The organism is Bradyrhizobium sp. CSA112 (assembly GCF_029051645.1).
Classification (GTDB): Bacteria; Pseudomonadota; Alphaproteobacteria; order Rhizobiales; family Xanthobacteraceae; genus Bradyrhizobium.
Map to the genome: position 1 here is coordinate 44,681 of NZ_JAACFS010000043.1, position 15,277 is coordinate 59,957.

The 15,277-nt window shown below is 58.3% G+C and carries 13 protein-coding genes and 1 tRNA gene; 4 read left to right on the forward strand and 10 right to left on the reverse strand.

The annotated features are described in order from the left end of the window. The first annotated feature begins 18 nt into the window (after positions 1 to 18). From GWE18_RS37245 to GWE18_RS37255, 3 genes are all read left to right on the forward strand, one after another. Entirely contained in the window at positions 19 to 573 is a 555-nt protein-coding gene (locus GWE18_RS37245; protein ID WP_275190593.1) for a peroxiredoxin, read from the forward strand. A 3-nt stretch (positions 574 to 576) separates the two neighbouring features. Then, a complete protein-coding gene (locus GWE18_RS37250) occupies positions 577 to 1,125 on the forward strand; it encodes a carboxymuconolactone decarboxylase family protein (protein WP_275190594.1) in 549 nt (182 codons plus the stop codon). Positions 1,126 to 1,846: 721 nt separating this feature from the next. Next, positions 1,847 to 2,512 (forward strand): hypothetical protein, encoded by a 666-nt coding sequence (locus GWE18_RS37255; protein WP_275190595.1) that lies wholly within the window; start codon positions 1,847 to 1,849, stop codon positions 2,510 to 2,512. Positions 2,513 to 3,220: 708 nt separating this feature from the next. Here GWE18_RS37255 and GWE18_RS37260 read toward each other — a convergent pair. The 9 genes from GWE18_RS37260 to GWE18_RS37300 form a co-directional block, all read right to left on the reverse strand. Further along, a complete protein-coding gene (locus tag GWE18_RS37260) occupies positions 3,221 to 3,451 on the reverse strand; it encodes an acyl-homoserine-lactone synthase (protein ID WP_275190606.1) in 231 nt (76 codons plus the stop codon). Between the two features lie 766 nt (positions 3,452 to 4,217). Then, positions 4,218 to 5,363, reverse strand: coding sequence for an IS630 family transposase (locus tag GWE18_RS37265; protein ID WP_342804331.1), 1,146 nt, complete (start codon positions 5,361 to 5,363; stop codon positions 4,218 to 4,220). A 90-nt stretch (positions 5,364 to 5,453) separates the two neighbouring features. Beyond that, positions 5,454 to 6,878: a hypothetical protein gene (locus GWE18_RS37270; protein ID WP_275190597.1), complete on the reverse strand. Its 1,425-nt coding sequence runs from the start codon at positions 6,876 to 6,878 to the stop codon at positions 5,454 to 5,456. A 565-nt stretch (positions 6,879 to 7,443) separates the two neighbouring features. Beyond that, positions 7,444 to 7,845 carry a hypothetical protein gene (locus GWE18_RS37275; RefSeq protein WP_275190598.1) on the reverse strand — a complete coding sequence of 134 codons (402 nt, stop codon included), beginning with the start codon at positions 7,843 to 7,845 and terminating at the stop codon, positions 7,444 to 7,446. 531 nt (positions 7,846 to 8,376) lie between these two features. Further along, positions 8,377 to 9,471 carry a HigA family addiction module antitoxin gene (locus GWE18_RS37280; protein ID WP_275190599.1) on the reverse strand — a complete coding sequence of 365 codons (1,095 nt, stop codon included), beginning with the start codon at positions 9,469 to 9,471 and terminating at the stop codon, positions 8,377 to 8,379. Positions 9,472 to 9,511: 40 nt separating this feature from the next. Next, positions 9,512 to 9,673: a hypothetical protein gene (locus GWE18_RS37285; protein ID WP_190242158.1), complete on the reverse strand. Its 162-nt coding sequence runs from the start codon at positions 9,671 to 9,673 to the stop codon at positions 9,512 to 9,514. 2 nt (positions 9,674 to 9,675) lie between these two features. Next, entirely contained in the window at positions 9,676 to 10,149 is a 474-nt protein-coding gene (locus GWE18_RS37290; RefSeq protein ID WP_275190607.1) for a transposase, read from the reverse strand. A 75-nt stretch (positions 10,150 to 10,224) separates the two neighbouring features. Then, on the reverse strand, positions 10,225 to 11,502 hold the full coding sequence (locus GWE18_RS37295) for a YiiX/YebB-like N1pC/P60 family cysteine hydrolase (protein WP_275190600.1): 1,278 nt from the start codon (positions 11,500 to 11,502) through the stop codon (positions 10,225 to 10,227). Between the two features lie 87 nt (positions 11,503 to 11,589). Continuing rightward, positions 11,590 to 13,137, reverse strand: a complete 1,548-nt coding sequence (locus tag GWE18_RS37300) for a Fic family protein (protein ID WP_275190601.1) — start codon at positions 13,135 to 13,137, stop codon at positions 11,590 to 11,592. Positions 13,138 to 13,321: 184 nt separating this feature from the next. Here GWE18_RS37300 and GWE18_RS37305 point away from each other — a divergent pair. Then, positions 13,322 to 13,398, forward strand: a tRNA-Pro gene (locus GWE18_RS37305). 523 nt (positions 13,399 to 13,921) lie between these two features. Here the strand turns inward: GWE18_RS37305 and GWE18_RS37310 are convergent. Then, on the reverse strand, positions 13,922 to 15,007 hold the full coding sequence (locus GWE18_RS37310; RefSeq protein ID WP_275190602.1) for an IS5 family transposase: 1,086 nt from the start codon (positions 15,005 to 15,007) through the stop codon (positions 13,922 to 13,924). Positions 15,008 to 15,277: the final 270 nt, after the last annotated feature.

The window sequence follows — 15,277 nt, forward strand, 5'->3', positions numbered from 1 at the left end:
CAATCTTGTGAGGACAATATGCTTGGAATTGGAAGTAAGTTACCGTCGTTTGAAATCACAGGCGTGAAGCCCGGTTTTCACCTGCACGAGGAGAACGGGCAGAGCGCGTTCGAGACGCTGACGGAGAACAGCTTCCCTGGGAAATGGAAAGTCATCTTCTTCTACCCCAAGGATTTCACCTTCGTCTGCCCAACCGAGATCGCGGAGTTTGCCCGCCTGTCGAAGGATTTTGCCGACCGCGATGCGGTCGTGCTAGGCGGATCGACCGACAACGAGTTCTGCAAGCTCGCTTGGCGGCGCTCGCACAAGGACCTGCACCATCTGCCGATCTGGCAGTTTGCCGACACGAAGGGCGGGCTGGTCGATGGCCTTGACGTCCGTTCGCCCGACGGCGTCGCCTATCGCTACACGTTCGTCGTCGACCCCGACAATACGATCCAGCACGTCTACGCGACCAATCTCAATGTCGGCCGCAGCCCGAAGGACACGCTGCGCGTGCTGGATGCGCTGCAGACCGACGAGCTCTGCGCCTGTAACCGCGAAATAGGCGGCGAAACCCTGGAAGTTGCTTGAGGCATGATGTCGATTGAACAGCTAAAGGACCAAATTCCCGATTTCGCCAAGGACGTGAGACTCAACTTGGCGTCGATGATGTCGGATGAAACGCTATTACCGCAGAGCAAATACGGGCTGTTGCTCGCCACCGCGATTGCGGCCCGCAATCCCGTGGTGATCGGCGCAATGGAATCTGCGGCGGCCGTCGTGATGACGCCGGCCGCGGTCGCGGCGGCGAAATCCGCGGCCTCCATGATGGCGATGAACAACATCTACTACCGCTTCGTTCACCTCGCCTCCAATCCGGAATACAAGACGATGCCGGCGCGGCTGCGCATGAACGTGATCGGCAAGCCCGGCGTGGACAGGACCGATTTCGAGCTGTGGTCGCTGGCGGTAAGCGCCATCAACGGCTGCGGCGCCTGCATGGACGCCCATGAGAAGGCGCTGCGGGAGGCCGGCGTCAGCTCGGCGGCCATCCAAACTGTGGTCCGCTTTGCCGCGATCGTGCAGTCGGTTGCGGTTGCGATCGAGGCGGCCGGCATGGGCGTGACCCACGGGGTGGAGTGATCCACCCCCTCCGCGCTCTTGTCGAGGGTGTTCTGGAATTCACATGCGGTTGATAATCCAACAACTTCAAGGCGCATTTGGAAAAAGGCGCCCCCTCAGCAATTTCAATAGCTTGGCAGCCGTTCCAAGTGAAAACAGCGCGTCCGGTTGGAACGCACGTTCGCCGCGCCTACCGTGAGGCGAGGCCTTCCATAGTGCCCAGATCGAAGTTAACGAGCTCTGCAGCTTGGGTACTTTCGTCGGTATGCAGCTAAGAAGTCTTCGTCGGCGCAGATGCACCGTCCCGACCTATCTTTCGCCTTGGGATCGTGAAGATGCGACGCGAGTGGACGAAGCAGGTTAATCCGTGTGCTTGTGGTCTGCAGGTTCAGAAGCCCGGAAGCGTGCTTCACGAGATCTGCCGCCAACATTATGCCAGCGAGAGCCGACGCCGGTGTAGCGCGGCAACTGCTGAGAGCTTTCGACATCCGCCTGAAATCCATCGGGAAGATCCGGCGCGGTGGACTCATCGGATTGATTGCAGACCGGGCATGCCGCTCCGGCAGCGCCACAGGTACAGGCGCGCGCGCCTAACCACGGCTGGTCCGGATGCTCCTCGCACACCCATTGACAGTTGTCGCAGCGGGCACACCACTTCATTGCAGGTCCTCCCTCTGGGCACAGAAACCAGCGCGGGAAAGGTCCGGGAGGAGGTTCCCGCAGGGGTCCTGGAATTGCTACCATGCCGGGGCTGCGCCCGGACAAGGTCCTGCGCCTCTACAAGGATCTTGGCATCACCTCGCTTGACGAACTGAAAGCAGCTACCAAGCAAGACCGGATCAAGAAGGCCAAGGGGCTCGGTGCGGCAGTGCAGACGAAGATCCTGCACAATCTCGAAACTGCAAAGGGCAGCGCGGGGCTGCTTCATCTGCATCGTGCCGCCGCCCTGCTCGAGCATTCGAAGAAAACTGTCGAGAAGACACAACCCGAACTGAAGCACGTGACCATAGCCGGCGACTTGAGACGGAGCTGCGAGCTCGTCGGAGAGCTCGCCCTGGTGGCAGAAACGCCGGTTTCGGAAAGAACCGACCATCCGGGATTCGTCGGGCCTGAAGGTTTACGTGGCCGACCGCAAGCACTTGGGCGCTCTGCTCCTCCGGCCACCGGATCGGCCGATCATTTGGAAGGGCTCCGGTCTCTCGCCGACACGAAGGGCATGAGGCTTGAGGTGCACGGGCTCCACAAAGGCCGAACCGTGATCGCCGCCAAGGAGGAGGACATCTACCGAGCTCTTGGCCTTCCCTTCATCGAACCCGAATTACGCGATGGCCGCGGCGAAATCGAGCGCGCGCTAAGAGGCAAGCTGCCGAAACTGGTTTCGATCATCCCGATTGAAGGGACGTTCTGAGGGAGCCCCAGGTACCATGTCTGCGTCAGGATCGACGCCGCAAGGCCGATGCCGCGCGGGCTCGCTTCACGCGAGCCTGCGTCCGGACGTCTCAAGGCGCCCCGGGGCAACCCAGATCACGATAGAAGCTGCTGAACTTTTTGCATTAAAAGCGGATAATGCATATACACCGCCCATTCCAGCAGGGTCTGCCGCACGGTAGTCCCCAATATGCCATGAAGCGCCAGCCGATCGAAAACGAGTGACCGGTCCGCCTCAACACGCGCCGCGATGACGTCTTATAGCAAGCGTACGTCATATCCGCGCTCGGCCGCCTGCAGAGCGGCAATGAATATCTCCTCTGCGAGTCAGCTTCCTCCGAAGAAAATGATACCGGTTTCGGGTGAAGCCAGATTGTCCGTAAACCGCCGGTCGTGCCAAATGGAAAGGGCGTCAACGTCCAGCTGCGTCATCGAGTGAACGACTTACTGACTACCAGTAATCCCGAACGGCTGGCATTTCCCGATGAGGGTCGACGCGACGGTGAACATCTCCAGGCCTGTCTGCAGTAATGAGAAACTGACGTGCCGCGCGGCACGATCGGCCGAAGCCGGCGTTTCGCCGCGCCTCAGATTGACCAAAACCACCCGACTATGTCGTGGGTCTGCAAGCATCTACGTGTCAAATGACCTTGGCTGGATACTGCTCACGAGGCATCAGGCGGCCGCGTTAACAAGATCCGGTGACACACGGGGCCGTTGACATCGGCTTGTTTGTACATCCTGTGGAGCGTTGTTCGGACATGTCGAGAAAGCCGGCGACCGCCATGGTCGATCCGACCTGCTGCGGAGCCGCGATCCGTCTCAATGGCCAGCCCGCGCGCCGCGGAATGCGCTCCATACGTGTATCAGTGACCGTCACGATGCTGTCTGCGAGCGCGCTCCGTACCGCCTCGATCATTGCGGCGAAGAGGATCAACGTTGCGCGGTTGAGACTGCTCCGTCCTAGAGCGTCACCAGTTTTACGGGCGAAACAAATGGTCCGATGATGTTGCCGAGATCATCAACCGGCACTTCGAGGTGGCCATTATCCACTTTTCGGGATTTCCACCGAAACAACGTTGGAGGCCGCCAACAAAGTTTTCGAGGGCGCGTCTTCCGGCGAGGCGTTTGGCCGTGAGGCGCCGCAGTCCTACAGCGGGCGCGCGATCATCATTCCGGCCAGCGCGACCTGATGGAGCGCATCCGTGCTCTCGGCGCTCGTCTGGTGTTCGCCCAATGCTACGGCCCGATCGTCAGTGGGAGAACGAGTCCCAGATGCCGCGCGCCAAGACGATCTTGATTCCTCTGCCAGGAACGATCTTCAAGCAAGCCAACACATGGAAGGGAAGCGGCGGCTGATCGAGCGCCGCTTTCATACGTCCTTTTTGCCGTACGGCAATCCGGTGTTCATGTTGGGCGCAGAAGAACCTGATCCTCATGGCCTGCCGGCCCTAATGTGGCCGCGTAGTTCACGCCGTTGAGAGAAAACTTTGTCTCCGGCTGAGACGCACTCGGCAGCAGGTTATGCAAGCGCATTCCTTGCATGAAGTCTTCCGACGCCCAATGGGGGCCGTGCTGGAAGTCCAGCGGGAGGTACATTGATAGCTTCGGCAGCGGACCCGGCTCGCAAGCCGACTGATCTGCCGGGCCTGAACTAGATTAGCGTTTTCTTGGTTCGAATCATATCAGGCGGCGTCGGCGAGTTTGTAGGACCACGTGTGGATGACCGGATGGCGATTGACGTCGTCGATACCGGCCATGATGCGCTCCTTGAGTTCGTGTTTTGAGGCCACCCGGATGTGGCGGAGGACTGAACGGGCGAACTTGGAGAAGAACCCCTCGATGAGATTGAGCCATGAGCCGTGCTTGGGAGTGAAGGCGAGCTCGAAGCGTCCCACCGGCCGAGTGGCGAGCCAGGCTCTGGTTTCTCGCGAGATGTGCGCGGAATGATTGTCGAGGATCAATTTGATCGCAGTGTTCGGCGGATAGGCGGCATCGATAAGCCTGAGGAGTTCGATGAACTCTCGACTGCGGTGGCGATCTTTGACAAGGGCGTGGACCTTGCCGGTGAGCAGATCAATCCCAGCCAACAGGCTGAGCGTGCCATGACGTTTGTATTCATGGTCGCGCGCAAAGGTGGCGTGGACGCCAGGCTTGGGCGGCAAATCCGGCGCCGTCGTTGCGATGGCCTGGATTCCCGGCTTCTCGTCGCAGGAGACGACCGTCACCGGCTTTCCTCGCCGCTTTCCCTTGGCAGAGGCTTTCTTCAGGACCTGGACTTCACGATACACGCACAGGACCTCCGCCATCTTCTGTTCGAACTCGGCATCGCGATTTTCAAGATAGTAGCGCACCTTGTGCGGCTTGATTACCTCTTGGCCGAGAATCTTGCACACCGTTCCCTGGACCAAATTGCCCAAACACGTATGCCCCGCCGCCGGCCCATGTTCGCGTGCATGGCGCGCCAAGAGCCGCGTCGTCCACAACTCATGCGGATAGCCGTGGTCCTTGGCCTTGTCGCACGCCAGCGACACCAACCAGGCTTTGGCCTCAGGCGTGATGGTTGGCTCCTTGCCCGGTCGCGGACGATCATCGAGGGCCGCCAGCGGGCCATCGGTCAACGCCCGCTCGACACAGCGTTGCACCGTCTGATGATGGACCCCAAGTCTATGGCCCACTGCGCAGAACGAAGGATTCTCCCGATACGCCAGCAGCATCTGCGCCCGCGACACCCGGCTCGCCAGTTCGATCCTCGACCGCGAAAGTGCCGTCAAGGTCGCAATCTCTTCATCGCTCATTGCCAATTCGACCGCTCGCCGCCATCCTGCCATGATACAGCTCCTCGTTTCGCCGACCGCAAACGAGGAATCCGCCAACAACCCGTCCGTTCCATCAATTCAGCCTGCTGCAGCACGCGGGTTTCATGGAATCGGTCGTCTAGATGCCACTCCCAACGGCGCGGGTTCATCAGCATTCAGTAGCCGCCAAAGCTCCTTCGGAGAGAACTGCTCTGGATTTAGAGCGAAGTACTCTGGACCGGCGGGGACTGGCGACGGGATGGATCGATCATCCAGCATTCGCTGAAGCTCGCCTGGAGAGAACTGCTCTGGATTGAAAGTAAACTCTTCTGGATCGACGGAGAGCGACTGGGCAGCGTGATCGTCCTGTCGTCCGCGAAGCTCGTCATGCAAGTCCCTTTCCAGTCGCTCAAGCTCCGCTGAAGGGACGGAGACTGGGGATGGGATGGATTGATCATTCAGATGATCCAGCACTCGCCGAAGCTCCTCCGGAGCAATCTGCTCTGGATAGAACGCGACGTGCTCTTGGACGAAAGCCGACGGGGCGGATTGATTATCCCGCCGTCCCTGAAGCTCCTCTCGTCGAGTGTCAGCTTCCTGCGACGCGCTGTGCTGCGCAGCGGTGGCGCCGACGCGCCTCGGCTCCATCACTACCGCCTCTTCGGGATTGATGAGGGCCACGTTCGGGGCGTGAGGATTCCGCTTGGCGCGGCGTATGATTGGCACGGCTCCTGACCGCAAGGTCCGGAGATGGTCTAATGCCCTAATGAGCCTCTGATTACCGTTTCCGATGTACTCGTGCACGTCACTGCCATTGCTGTTCAGCGAATTACTGTCGAGCCGAGCAACAATGCTCGGTTTCTTTTTTTCGAAGAGCCAGCGGCTAAAGCCAAGAAGAGAACTTACAAACTGCTGGGCAGTGCCTTTGGCGGTCCCGTCCTTGATGAGGGCCTCCTCAAGCCCCAAAATCGCGGGAGCATCCTCGGAATAAAGAGGCCGCCTGTCGTGCCGTATCACAACCCCCGTTGACTGAGCCGGCTGCAGCGCCGAGGCTGGCGGCATTGCTCCACCACCTTCACCTGAATTGGCGATCTCGCTCAGCTGCCGCTCAATGGCAACGCCTTGCGGATTGTTTGTGGTCCTCGGCCTCTTCTCTGCTCTCAACCCAGCTGTATCACGCTCATCGTTGATGAGGACCTCCTCGCTTGGCAGGATGTTGCTCCTGGCAATTGCACCCATCAGCCCGTTGGGGGACTGCTGGCCGTCGCTAGACACATTGGGACGGAGGCCACCGCGCGGCCCCCGATCGGGCATCGCGGCACCGGCTGGGAGCGCCTGGTGCAATTGCTGCTCAAAGGCCCCTTGGCCGGCGTCGCTCGCTTCAGGCTCGTGCGAGACGGGGGGCTCTACCTGCGGCCAACCTCTTACATTGAATGAGTCAAAATTGTGCGGGTCCATCCCAGCCTCACGTTTACAAATCACCTGAGCAAACTTACTCGGGCAAGCTTTCGAAAACCTGACGAGGCCGTCGCTCGTGAAGTAATGCATCGCCACATTCGCAAAAAACGAGACTGCCCCGCGGCTCTCAATGGTCGATCATGGTTTCGAAGGATAGCCACAGCTTGCACGACGTCGAGGCCATTCTCCTGTGCCGCTGCTATCCGGCTAAGTCCGTGAAAGGCTTGGCCGGCGCACCAGGGCTCGAACCTAGGACCCGCTGAGTTGTTGATACTCCTTTTCAGCCCAGTCTTAGCCAAAGATTCCAGAATCCTTGTATTTCTCAACGCAAACGAGACCAGTCTCGTGAAACGTTCTCTGCCAACTTAGTTTGGATACGAGCCAATCCGCCCTGATCCGGACTGTTGAACTTGCGAGAATCTGGCTCGGTCGCGGCACGTTCGTAAGCGTCGTTCTGCGCCCACCTCCTGACGAAGCAGCTTCACACTTGCAAGTCTGCACAAGTATCCGGGCTTCCCGCCCGAAGTGAATAAGTTCAGTGGGTTTCCGGAGCGGACCAACGACTTGACCTTCTCAACGATTTCATCGGGCAGCTTGCTGCCCTGTCGTGCGTCGATCTTGTTGCAGAGCTTGCAGTAGCGATATTGCCTCCCGTTCACATGATTTTTGTAAGATAGCCCATGCACTGCAAACTCGTGGCCGCGCCGCAATGTGTGCGGGAGCTATAATGTGCGCCTTTTAGCTTGTCCGTCGCCTTTGCATTCGCAATAGCAAGCCGCTTGGCTTCCGCGCCCCACTCCGGATAGAGCTTGCAGTGCTTGCGAAATTTCGTAAGCGATGCGATTGCCGGACCAAATTTCCCGCCGCCGCAGATGCGTCTTAGCGTTCGGCCGGCGCGTAATGCTTTCATGAACTGACTGGCTTGCGCCAGCGTCATCAGACGTGGGAATTGGTTTGAATGGCCGGCGAGATATTGCGCGTTGGTTTCGTCGAGGCAACTGCCGACCTTCGAACAATCGCTTTGGTGCGGACAGATGGCACAGGCTTCCAATGTCATGTTCAGCTCCACCATTGCGCGTGATTGCGCCGGCAGATGCAGAGCCTGAGTCGCGGCGGAGCGGTGCGGTCCCTGCCGCAGCCCTTCCAAAATCGAAGAGAGCCAACTTTGAGTCGCGGGCCTATTGCCCTCGCCTCACGGTTGCGGAACAATCAGACTGTCTTTTCAGGGGGCTGATATGGCTATTTTCCTAAAGATCGTTTCCGGCGTTTATCTCTCGCTTTTGTTTGGCTGGTACTTTTCCTGACGTTGAGCGTCCCAACGCCTTTGAACGCTTCCGTAGCGAGCGCTGGGGCTAGCGTTATCGTCTTCATGATTGCATTCCGGCTGTTGCCCTCTTCGCCTTCGGCCAGGTGGTCGGCGACGTCCGGATCCTGCGCAACAATGCGCGGCTACAGAGCGAACACCTAAAAGCGATGCGGGCGTCTTACGAGCCCAGCAATTCCCGGTGAGGCAGGAGACAACGAAACGGATCACGAAGCCGCATGCTGGACTCCACCGGACTGGCCCAGAAGCGCGCCTGCCTTGACCTCAATCCTTCAACTCATAGCGAGCTTTGAGGTGATGGAAATGTTTGAAGTCAATCACCCTGTGATGCTGAAGCATTCCAACGACTATACCGGGGTGTATCCCTAACTCGCCCGCGAATGTAACTATGGCCTTCGCTGATCGCGGTCGCGTAGCCTTGAACGCCGCAAAGCGTTCAGTTCCGACCAATATGTCTTCAGCCCATGCATCGGCTTCATCTTCGAATCCATCACCTTCGCCGCCGTGATCGTCCGCGAACGCTCTCCCCTTATGCAGGGTGATATGCGCCGCTTCATGAAAAAATGTCCACCAAAAGTGGTCATTAGTTTTCATGCGTAGAGACATTTGAATAATCGCCCGATTGCCTTCGATCCATCGCGCGGAGCCATACAAGCACGTCTTCTCGATCGGCTTTTCGAGAACCATCGCAACCCCCGCACCACGGCACAACTCAACCATCCGGGGATAGAACTCTTCCGGGTCTTTCACGGTGAGTGTGCGAATCTCGCGAATTGCAACCGCAAACTTTCCTTCGTCATATGCAGGAATATCCATCGCGCGCGCCTGCCGCTCTCCCAGAAGAAGCCACGCTGCAACGTGATACGGGGACGTTTTATGGGCCTTGGACTGACGGTGACGTACAGCCATATTCGCCAGACGGGCGTCGAATGCCTCAATGCCGCCTACTCCGAAAAATTGGAGAAGGCCATCGAAAAGCCGGGCCGGCTCATTTGTGGCCGGGAGTATCTTGCGTTCCTTCAACACCTTCACGGGGAAGCGAGCCAAGGTCGCCTTTGCTTGTTCTGCTTCAACTTCCTTGGCCGCCTTTGCCTGATGCAAATCCCAGTCAGCCTGAAGGCCGGTCCAAATATCAGCCTTCGTGCCGAGCACCCGCTCAAGCTTAAGTGCGGTCTCGGCTGTCACCGGATTCGCGCCACCTAGAATGGTGCTAACCAGCTTCGGCGTCATGTTGGCCAGACGCGCAAATTCCGCCTGCGACAGGCCCCTGCTCGCTAGATGCTCTGCCAGATGTTCGCCAGGATGGACTGCCCAGTCAGGCGACCAGGCCTTCTTCTGTGCCGCTCCGAATCTAGCCATCTCTTTACCCTCGTTCAAATTGTGACCAGCTCTTCGCTTCTTACTTCCCGTGATAGTCGTCGACCGCTTCAATCATGATCGCCGTTACCCTCAATGGATCAATTCCGCCATCTTCCTTTGTTGGCACCGGCTGATGATCGGGCCGGAAAATTAGGCGCCAGTTATCCTTCAGCACGACGGCGAAGCGACCAGCAAGGTTCATCTTCAATTCATGGCACCGCTCAGGGACGCGTTCGCCTTGATCTTGGTGCCGTCGAGCGCAACGTGCCCGAGCTTCACCAACCCGGCCTTCTCGGCCAGCTTCAACACCTGCACGAACAGGTCGGCCAGCGCCTTCAGGTGCCGCCGCCGGAACTCTGAGATCGTGCGGAAGTCCGGCGCATCGCCCGCCACGATCATCATGAAATCCGCCCGCTCCACCGCCGCCCTGGCGATCCGCCGCGACGAGTAGATACCGCTCGCGTAGCCGTGCAGAAGCAGCGCCGTCATCATCCGCGGATCAAACGGCGGCTGACCCAGCCCGCTCCGGTAGCTGCCTAGGATCGCCGATAGATCAAGGCTTTCCTTGACCAGCGACACGATCAGCCGCGAAACGTGGTCCTGCGGCACATAGTCCTGCACGCTCGGCGGCAGAAGCTGGGCCTCGTCGATCTTCCAGGGGCGAAATTCCTTGCTCATGGCCACGCAAGGAATCAGACTCGCACCCTCTTGACCAGTCACTACTCAGACAGGCTCCTAGGGTTATATCCTCCATCACGTCTTTCGAGGCCCCGATAGAAAAGGCATCAATACGTTGCCCATGCCACGCCGAATTTCGATGCAGTCATCGCAGAGACGCAAGGATGGCACTCCGGGCATGGTCTCCGCACCATTGACCACACGGTATGGGTAGGCCGGGTGATCCCCGCATGATGTGCAGACATCGGTACTGTCCTCCGAGGAGACGGCATGACGGGATAACGCTGCAAGTCGTGATTCGACCCGATCGATCACCGACCACCAGTATGGAGTATGAGGCTCGATCTCCTCCATGTGCTGTTTCAGCAGATCGGGGTGATGCCTTTGCAGCCAATCATAAGCCGCCTCCCTGCGGCTCTGATCATTACTTACCAGCGTTTCATACAATGCAATCTCAAGGCGGAACGATTCGCGCGGATGCTGTTGCTGGAGCGCCTGAAGCTGCACGAGATTGATCGCCAAGCGAATCCCGCCGCTGTAGGCCTCTTTGACAGTATCTATGCAATAGTCACGTACGGCCTCGGGCGACCCGGAAAGTAGGTCCATCAGCCCATTGGAGTAACGCCATGGATGCCCCTCGACCTCCATCTTCCAAATGTCGAGATAGCCGCTGCTCTCAAGTGCAGCCGCAATCACCTGATCAGCTTCAGGGCGCCTTACGAGCAAGCCATACAGATCATTGAAATTCTCTACCTCCGGATCAACAGAACGCGCGGCATCCAGCACAGCATTCTGTGCATCATGCATGGCCTGGATCGGATTCGGGCGACCGGATGTCCATGCAAGTTCTTCGGCAGATACCGGCTCGAACTCTACCGGCAGCTCTTTCAACAGCGGGCTGAGCCGCAGGTCTTCAGGTGAGCAGTAATCCGCGTCCGAAACAAGCTCTAAGCCGGCCATCTTGTATACGCGCGCAACCAGACGGGAGCAGAATTGTCTTCTTGATCTCGGCCTGCGGACTGCAGCGACTGACCGTGCCGCTTCGCTTATGGAATAGCGCGCACCGATTTCAGATCGAGCATAGTCAACGATCTGCTCAAGCACCTTGCGATCAGGTGGATTTTTCAGACGGAAGTGAAACGCCTTTTCATCGTCTTCAAATAACTCACGCTGCAGATTACGTGCCTGCACTCCGCTCGAAGTCGAGTCGATAAAGGAGCCGTGCTGCACGCAGATCATTGCATGAGATACTACACCAGCGGTCGTGACGCGAATGGTCTTGCTGATCTTTCCAGGGCGCGCTGTAAAGAGAATGTCCCCTGGCTTTACGCTGTCGATCTTGATGCGTTTCATCCCCCCTCCAATGACGAGCCATCCCCTTCAAGGGACGTACCACCGCTGGAAGGAGTGGGCTTTCCTGTATCTGAACAAGATGCACCGTCAGTCACTTAGGGCTCCGCTTTGGCCAAAGGAATCCGCGTACAATTGCTCAATCTTGGCGACTTCATCCTCAGTGAGCTCTGCAAATTCGTTCTCTCTCGCCCGCTTTGAAAGTCTTCCTTGATTCTGTCGCAGAAAGCCGAACAGGTTATTGAGCGTTCGCTCCGGCATGTCGATCATGCTCTCGATGCCTGCACGAAAAGCGTCGAAGTTACGGAGAAAGCTCGTCTCGTTCGGCAGATCCTGCTCAATCATCTGGCGCACGCATTCATATAAAAACTCCGCATGAGGCGTGGCATCGAAGAAACGGTAAAAGTCAGCCGTATCGTTGAGGACCGTTACATTGCCCTTTTGCGTAGCTTCCCATTGGACGCAGGGAAGCAGCCTGCTGGAATAGCTCTCCAGCACAGTCTTGTACTCTGTAATCCTGTCGAGAATCGCCGACGAAACGGGGAAGTGCAGTCCCGCAGGATTAAACCCTCGGCGCGCGAGAACGTGATGCATCAGGTAACGGTGGATGCGTCCGTTGCCGTCCTCGAACGGATGGATGTAGACGAACCCGAATGCCAATACCGCTGCGGCGATGATGGGATCGAGATCGTTCTCGGCGCTATGATCAAACGCAATCAAACCCGCCATAAGCGAGGCAATGTCTTCATACCGGGCGTCAATATGATCGGGAATGGGTCGCTGCGTGTCTCGGTCGTGCTCACCGACAAAGCCGCCTTCTTGGCGGAAGCCCATCTTCACAAAGCGCTCATCGCCGATGACGATGTTCTGCAAGCGCAGAAATTCCTGCTCGTCGAGCGGCGCACGGCCTGCCTCGCCGATGGCGCGACCCCATCGCTGGATACGATCCTGAGGCGGTCTTTCTCCCTCGATTACGTAGCTGGATTTCGAATCCTTTAACAGAAGGAACGCAGCGGTCCGCGCGAGCAGGTCCTTCGGAACTTCGCTGACGACCGCGCGCGCGCGCTCTTTCCAGTCCTGCGCGATAAACTCATTCAGCGCAGCAGACTTGAACACGAGCGGGCAGAATTCCGGCGTGCCGGGAAGGTTGTTGCGAACACGATGCCGAGCCGAATTCTCTCCCGTACCACCGAACTGGAGATCGGTATCGACCGCATCCACATAGGAGACCTTGTCGGCGGGCGGCAGCTTCAGCTCACGGCCAAGCAGCCACTCGTACAGGAACCAGATGCGGCGGGTGTAGAGGCCGGTCGGCTTCTGCCTTACGAGCTCTGCAATCTCCCCTTCCTTCACGGCGAGGAAAAGCCGCTTCAGGACGGCAAGGTCCAATCCCTCGTTCTTGAGAGCAAAGGTCAGGTGCCCCTCAAGGGAGGCTTCAGGGGCGTGGCGCGGCGTATAGATGCGCCAGCCGCCCTGTTCGATGACCCGGTGCTTGGTCCCGATTGCCGAAAGGGTCCGGGGGGTAGGAACGGGCAGCTTGTAAGCGTCGATCAGGGCAGCGTAGCCCGCCGGTGCGGCCGTCTCCGGCAGCCTCCGGTCATGAAAAACGCTCACCGCTCCTGAAAATTGTACGCTCAATCAAAATTTCCTGAAAAATGCTCTCCGATCTCGAATTTCCTTCACGAAACTCCCTACAGGTCGAATTTCTACCATATCTCATGAAAAACAATTTCTCAATCGATATTTCGTGAAAAATGTTCACTTGGTCAGAAATCCGGCCAATACAGCCACCCCGGACAAGCGTGCCGATCCCGGCCAGTGACGGGGCATAGCGCAGTCCGGCAGCGCGGAAGCTTCGGGAACTTCAGGTCGCAGGTTCAAATCCTGCTGCCCCGACCACTCCCTCTAAACCTTGGGTCCTACAACCTGAGGACGATAGTTATGAAAATACAATAACGACTCGCCCTTTAGTGGCCGATTGTAGTCTACTTCCACGGCTTATGAGTCGGCCTGTTTGGACGACCGTTCCAAAACCACAAGCATGCGGGATGAAATGTCAAACGAAGTGGCCGACGATCAACATAGGGACTGGTTTCCCGACAAGACGGGGCGTCGATGACGACAACAGCCGCTCCACGCACCGTTCTCGAAACTATTCTCGACTGGTCTGTAGATCGGCCAATGTGGCAACGCGACGCTTTGCGGCGCATCCTCGCGGTAGGAACACCAAACGATGCGGCTATCGCCGAACTTCTCGCGCTGTGCAAAAAGGAGCATGGCGCGACGGGCTGCGATCTAGCAGTCCGCTGAAAAACCATGAAATGGAGAGTTTTCGCATTCTCGCCGGTCGTTGTTGGGGCGACGCGGCGGAGTTGGATGTAAATTTCTAGCCTGGTTTTGGGTGCACCCTGACGCGGGGTGGTTAAGCGGCAAGCAGTTTGGGAATGCGGATCAGGTTATAGGCGATCAGATTGAGCAGGAAGTCGGCGGCGACGCGAGCAATGCCGCGATGTTTGGTCTTGCGCATGGTGCCATGCTGCTTGCCCCATCCGAAGATGCACTCGACCATCGCCCGGCGTGATTGCGACATGCCATATCCCGGATGCCGCGTGGTTCGTTCGTCGATGGCGCTGTTGCGGGTCTTGCCGGTTTTGGTGACGGCCTGGTTCCGTGTCACATGTGGCGTCACGCCGATGGCGCGAAGATTGGCGACATGATCGGCGGTATCGTACGCCTTGTCTTCACCGGCCGTGATGCGGCGGCCTGCGGCTTTGCTTTTAGCCTTCAGCATGATCTCCGAGGCTCGGCGTTCGGCGGTGCCACTGGCATGCGTGACCCTGCCGGCCACCGCCAGCCCATGCCGGTTCTCCATGGTGGCGTGGCCCATATAGCAAAGCTTGGCCTCTCGTCCGGCCGCCTTGCGATAAAGCCTGCTGTCCGGGTCGCTGGTACTCGCATGGGTGTCGTTCTTGCGCTTCTGGCCATGGAAATTGGCGCCGTCATCATCGTCACCGCTACCGTCCTTGGGACGAAAGCTCTTCTGTGAAGCCCAGGCTTCGATCAGCGTTCCATCCACCGAGAAGTGCTCGTCTGACAGCAGCGGCTTGACCTGCGGATGGTTCAGAAGCCTGGTCATGAACTTCGTGAACACATCGCCGTTCTGCAGCCGCTCGCGGTTCTTGGTGAAGGTGGTCGGGTCCCAGACCGGATCGTCCGGCGACAGCCCCACGAACCAGCGGTACAAAAGATTGTAGTCCAGCTGCTCCATCAACTGGCGCTCCGAGCGGATGCCGTAGAACACCTGCAGCAGCAAGGCGCTCAGCAATTGCTCCGGAGGGATCGAAGGACGTCCCTCGCTGGCGTAGAGCCTCCCAAGGCTGCGGTTCAAATCACTCAAAACATCCCGGACAAGTTCCCGGACCTTCCGCAGCGGATGGTTCGCTGGCACCCGCTTATCCGGCGCGATGTACGAAAACAGGCCGCCCTGATCCGTAAACCTGCCGCGCATGATCGTCTCCGCCGATTCGAGATGATCAAGTGAATCATCAAGCCCCCTCCGTGGCGAGGGGGTTCTTCAGCAGACTGCTAGTCTTACTGCGTCATAAATTTCGATAGCTGCTTTGACTTGAGATTGCCCTGATGCAACAAGGGCATCGAGATAGTGTAGACACGAGAGCAGCGTTCAGTCTTCTCCGAACGGTCGCAATCGAATTTGGAACGTGTCGTTCAGGCCGCAATGGCGGATCCCCTCGGCCGATAAGTTTCGGGAATTGCAGCT

What these genes read in the sequence shown, in the direction of transcription:
- GWE18_RS37245 (WP_275190593.1), top strand. Translation starts at nt 19, where the DNA reads ATGCTTGGAATTGGAAGTAAGTTACCGTCGTTTGAAATCACAGGCGTG.
- GWE18_RS37280 (WP_275190599.1), bottom strand. Translation starts at nt 9,471, where the DNA reads ATGGCTAGATTCGGAGCGGCACAGAAGAAGGCCTGGTCGCCTGACTGG.
- GWE18_RS37310 (WP_275190602.1), bottom strand. Translation starts at nt 15,007, where the DNA reads ATGCGCGGCAGGTTTACGGATCAGGGCGGCCTGTTTTCGTACATCGCG.
- GWE18_RS37270 (WP_275190597.1), bottom strand. Translation starts at nt 6,878, where the DNA reads ATGCATTACTTCACGAGCGACGGCCTCGTCAGGTTTTCGAAAGCTTGC.
- GWE18_RS37295 (WP_275190600.1), bottom strand. Translation starts at nt 11,502, where the DNA reads ATGAAACGCATCAAGATCGACAGCGTAAAGCCAGGGGACATTCTCTTT.
- GWE18_RS37265 (WP_342804331.1), bottom strand. Translation starts at nt 5,363, where the DNA reads ATGGCAGGATGGCGGCGAGCGGTCGAATTGGCAATGAGCGATGAAGAG.
- GWE18_RS37290 (WP_275190607.1), bottom strand. Translation starts at nt 10,149, where the DNA reads ATGAGCAAGGAATTTCGCCCCTGGAAGATCGACGAGGCCCAGCTTCTG.
- GWE18_RS37285 (WP_190242158.1), bottom strand. Translation starts at nt 9,673, where the DNA reads ATGAACCTTGCTGGTCGCTTCGCCGTCGTGCTGAAGGATAACTGGCGC.
- GWE18_RS37250 (WP_275190594.1), top strand. Translation starts at nt 577, where the DNA reads ATGATGTCGATTGAACAGCTAAAGGACCAAATTCCCGATTTCGCCAAG.
- GWE18_RS37255 (WP_275190595.1), top strand. Translation starts at nt 1,847, where the DNA reads ATGCCGGGGCTGCGCCCGGACAAGGTCCTGCGCCTCTACAAGGATCTT.
- GWE18_RS37260 (WP_275190606.1), bottom strand. Translation starts at nt 3,451, where the DNA reads ATGATCGAGGCGGTACGGAGCGCGCTCGCAGACAGCATCGTGACGGTC.
- GWE18_RS37275 (WP_275190598.1), bottom strand. Translation starts at nt 7,845, where the DNA reads ATGACATTGGAAGCCTGTGCCATCTGTCCGCACCAAAGCGATTGTTCG.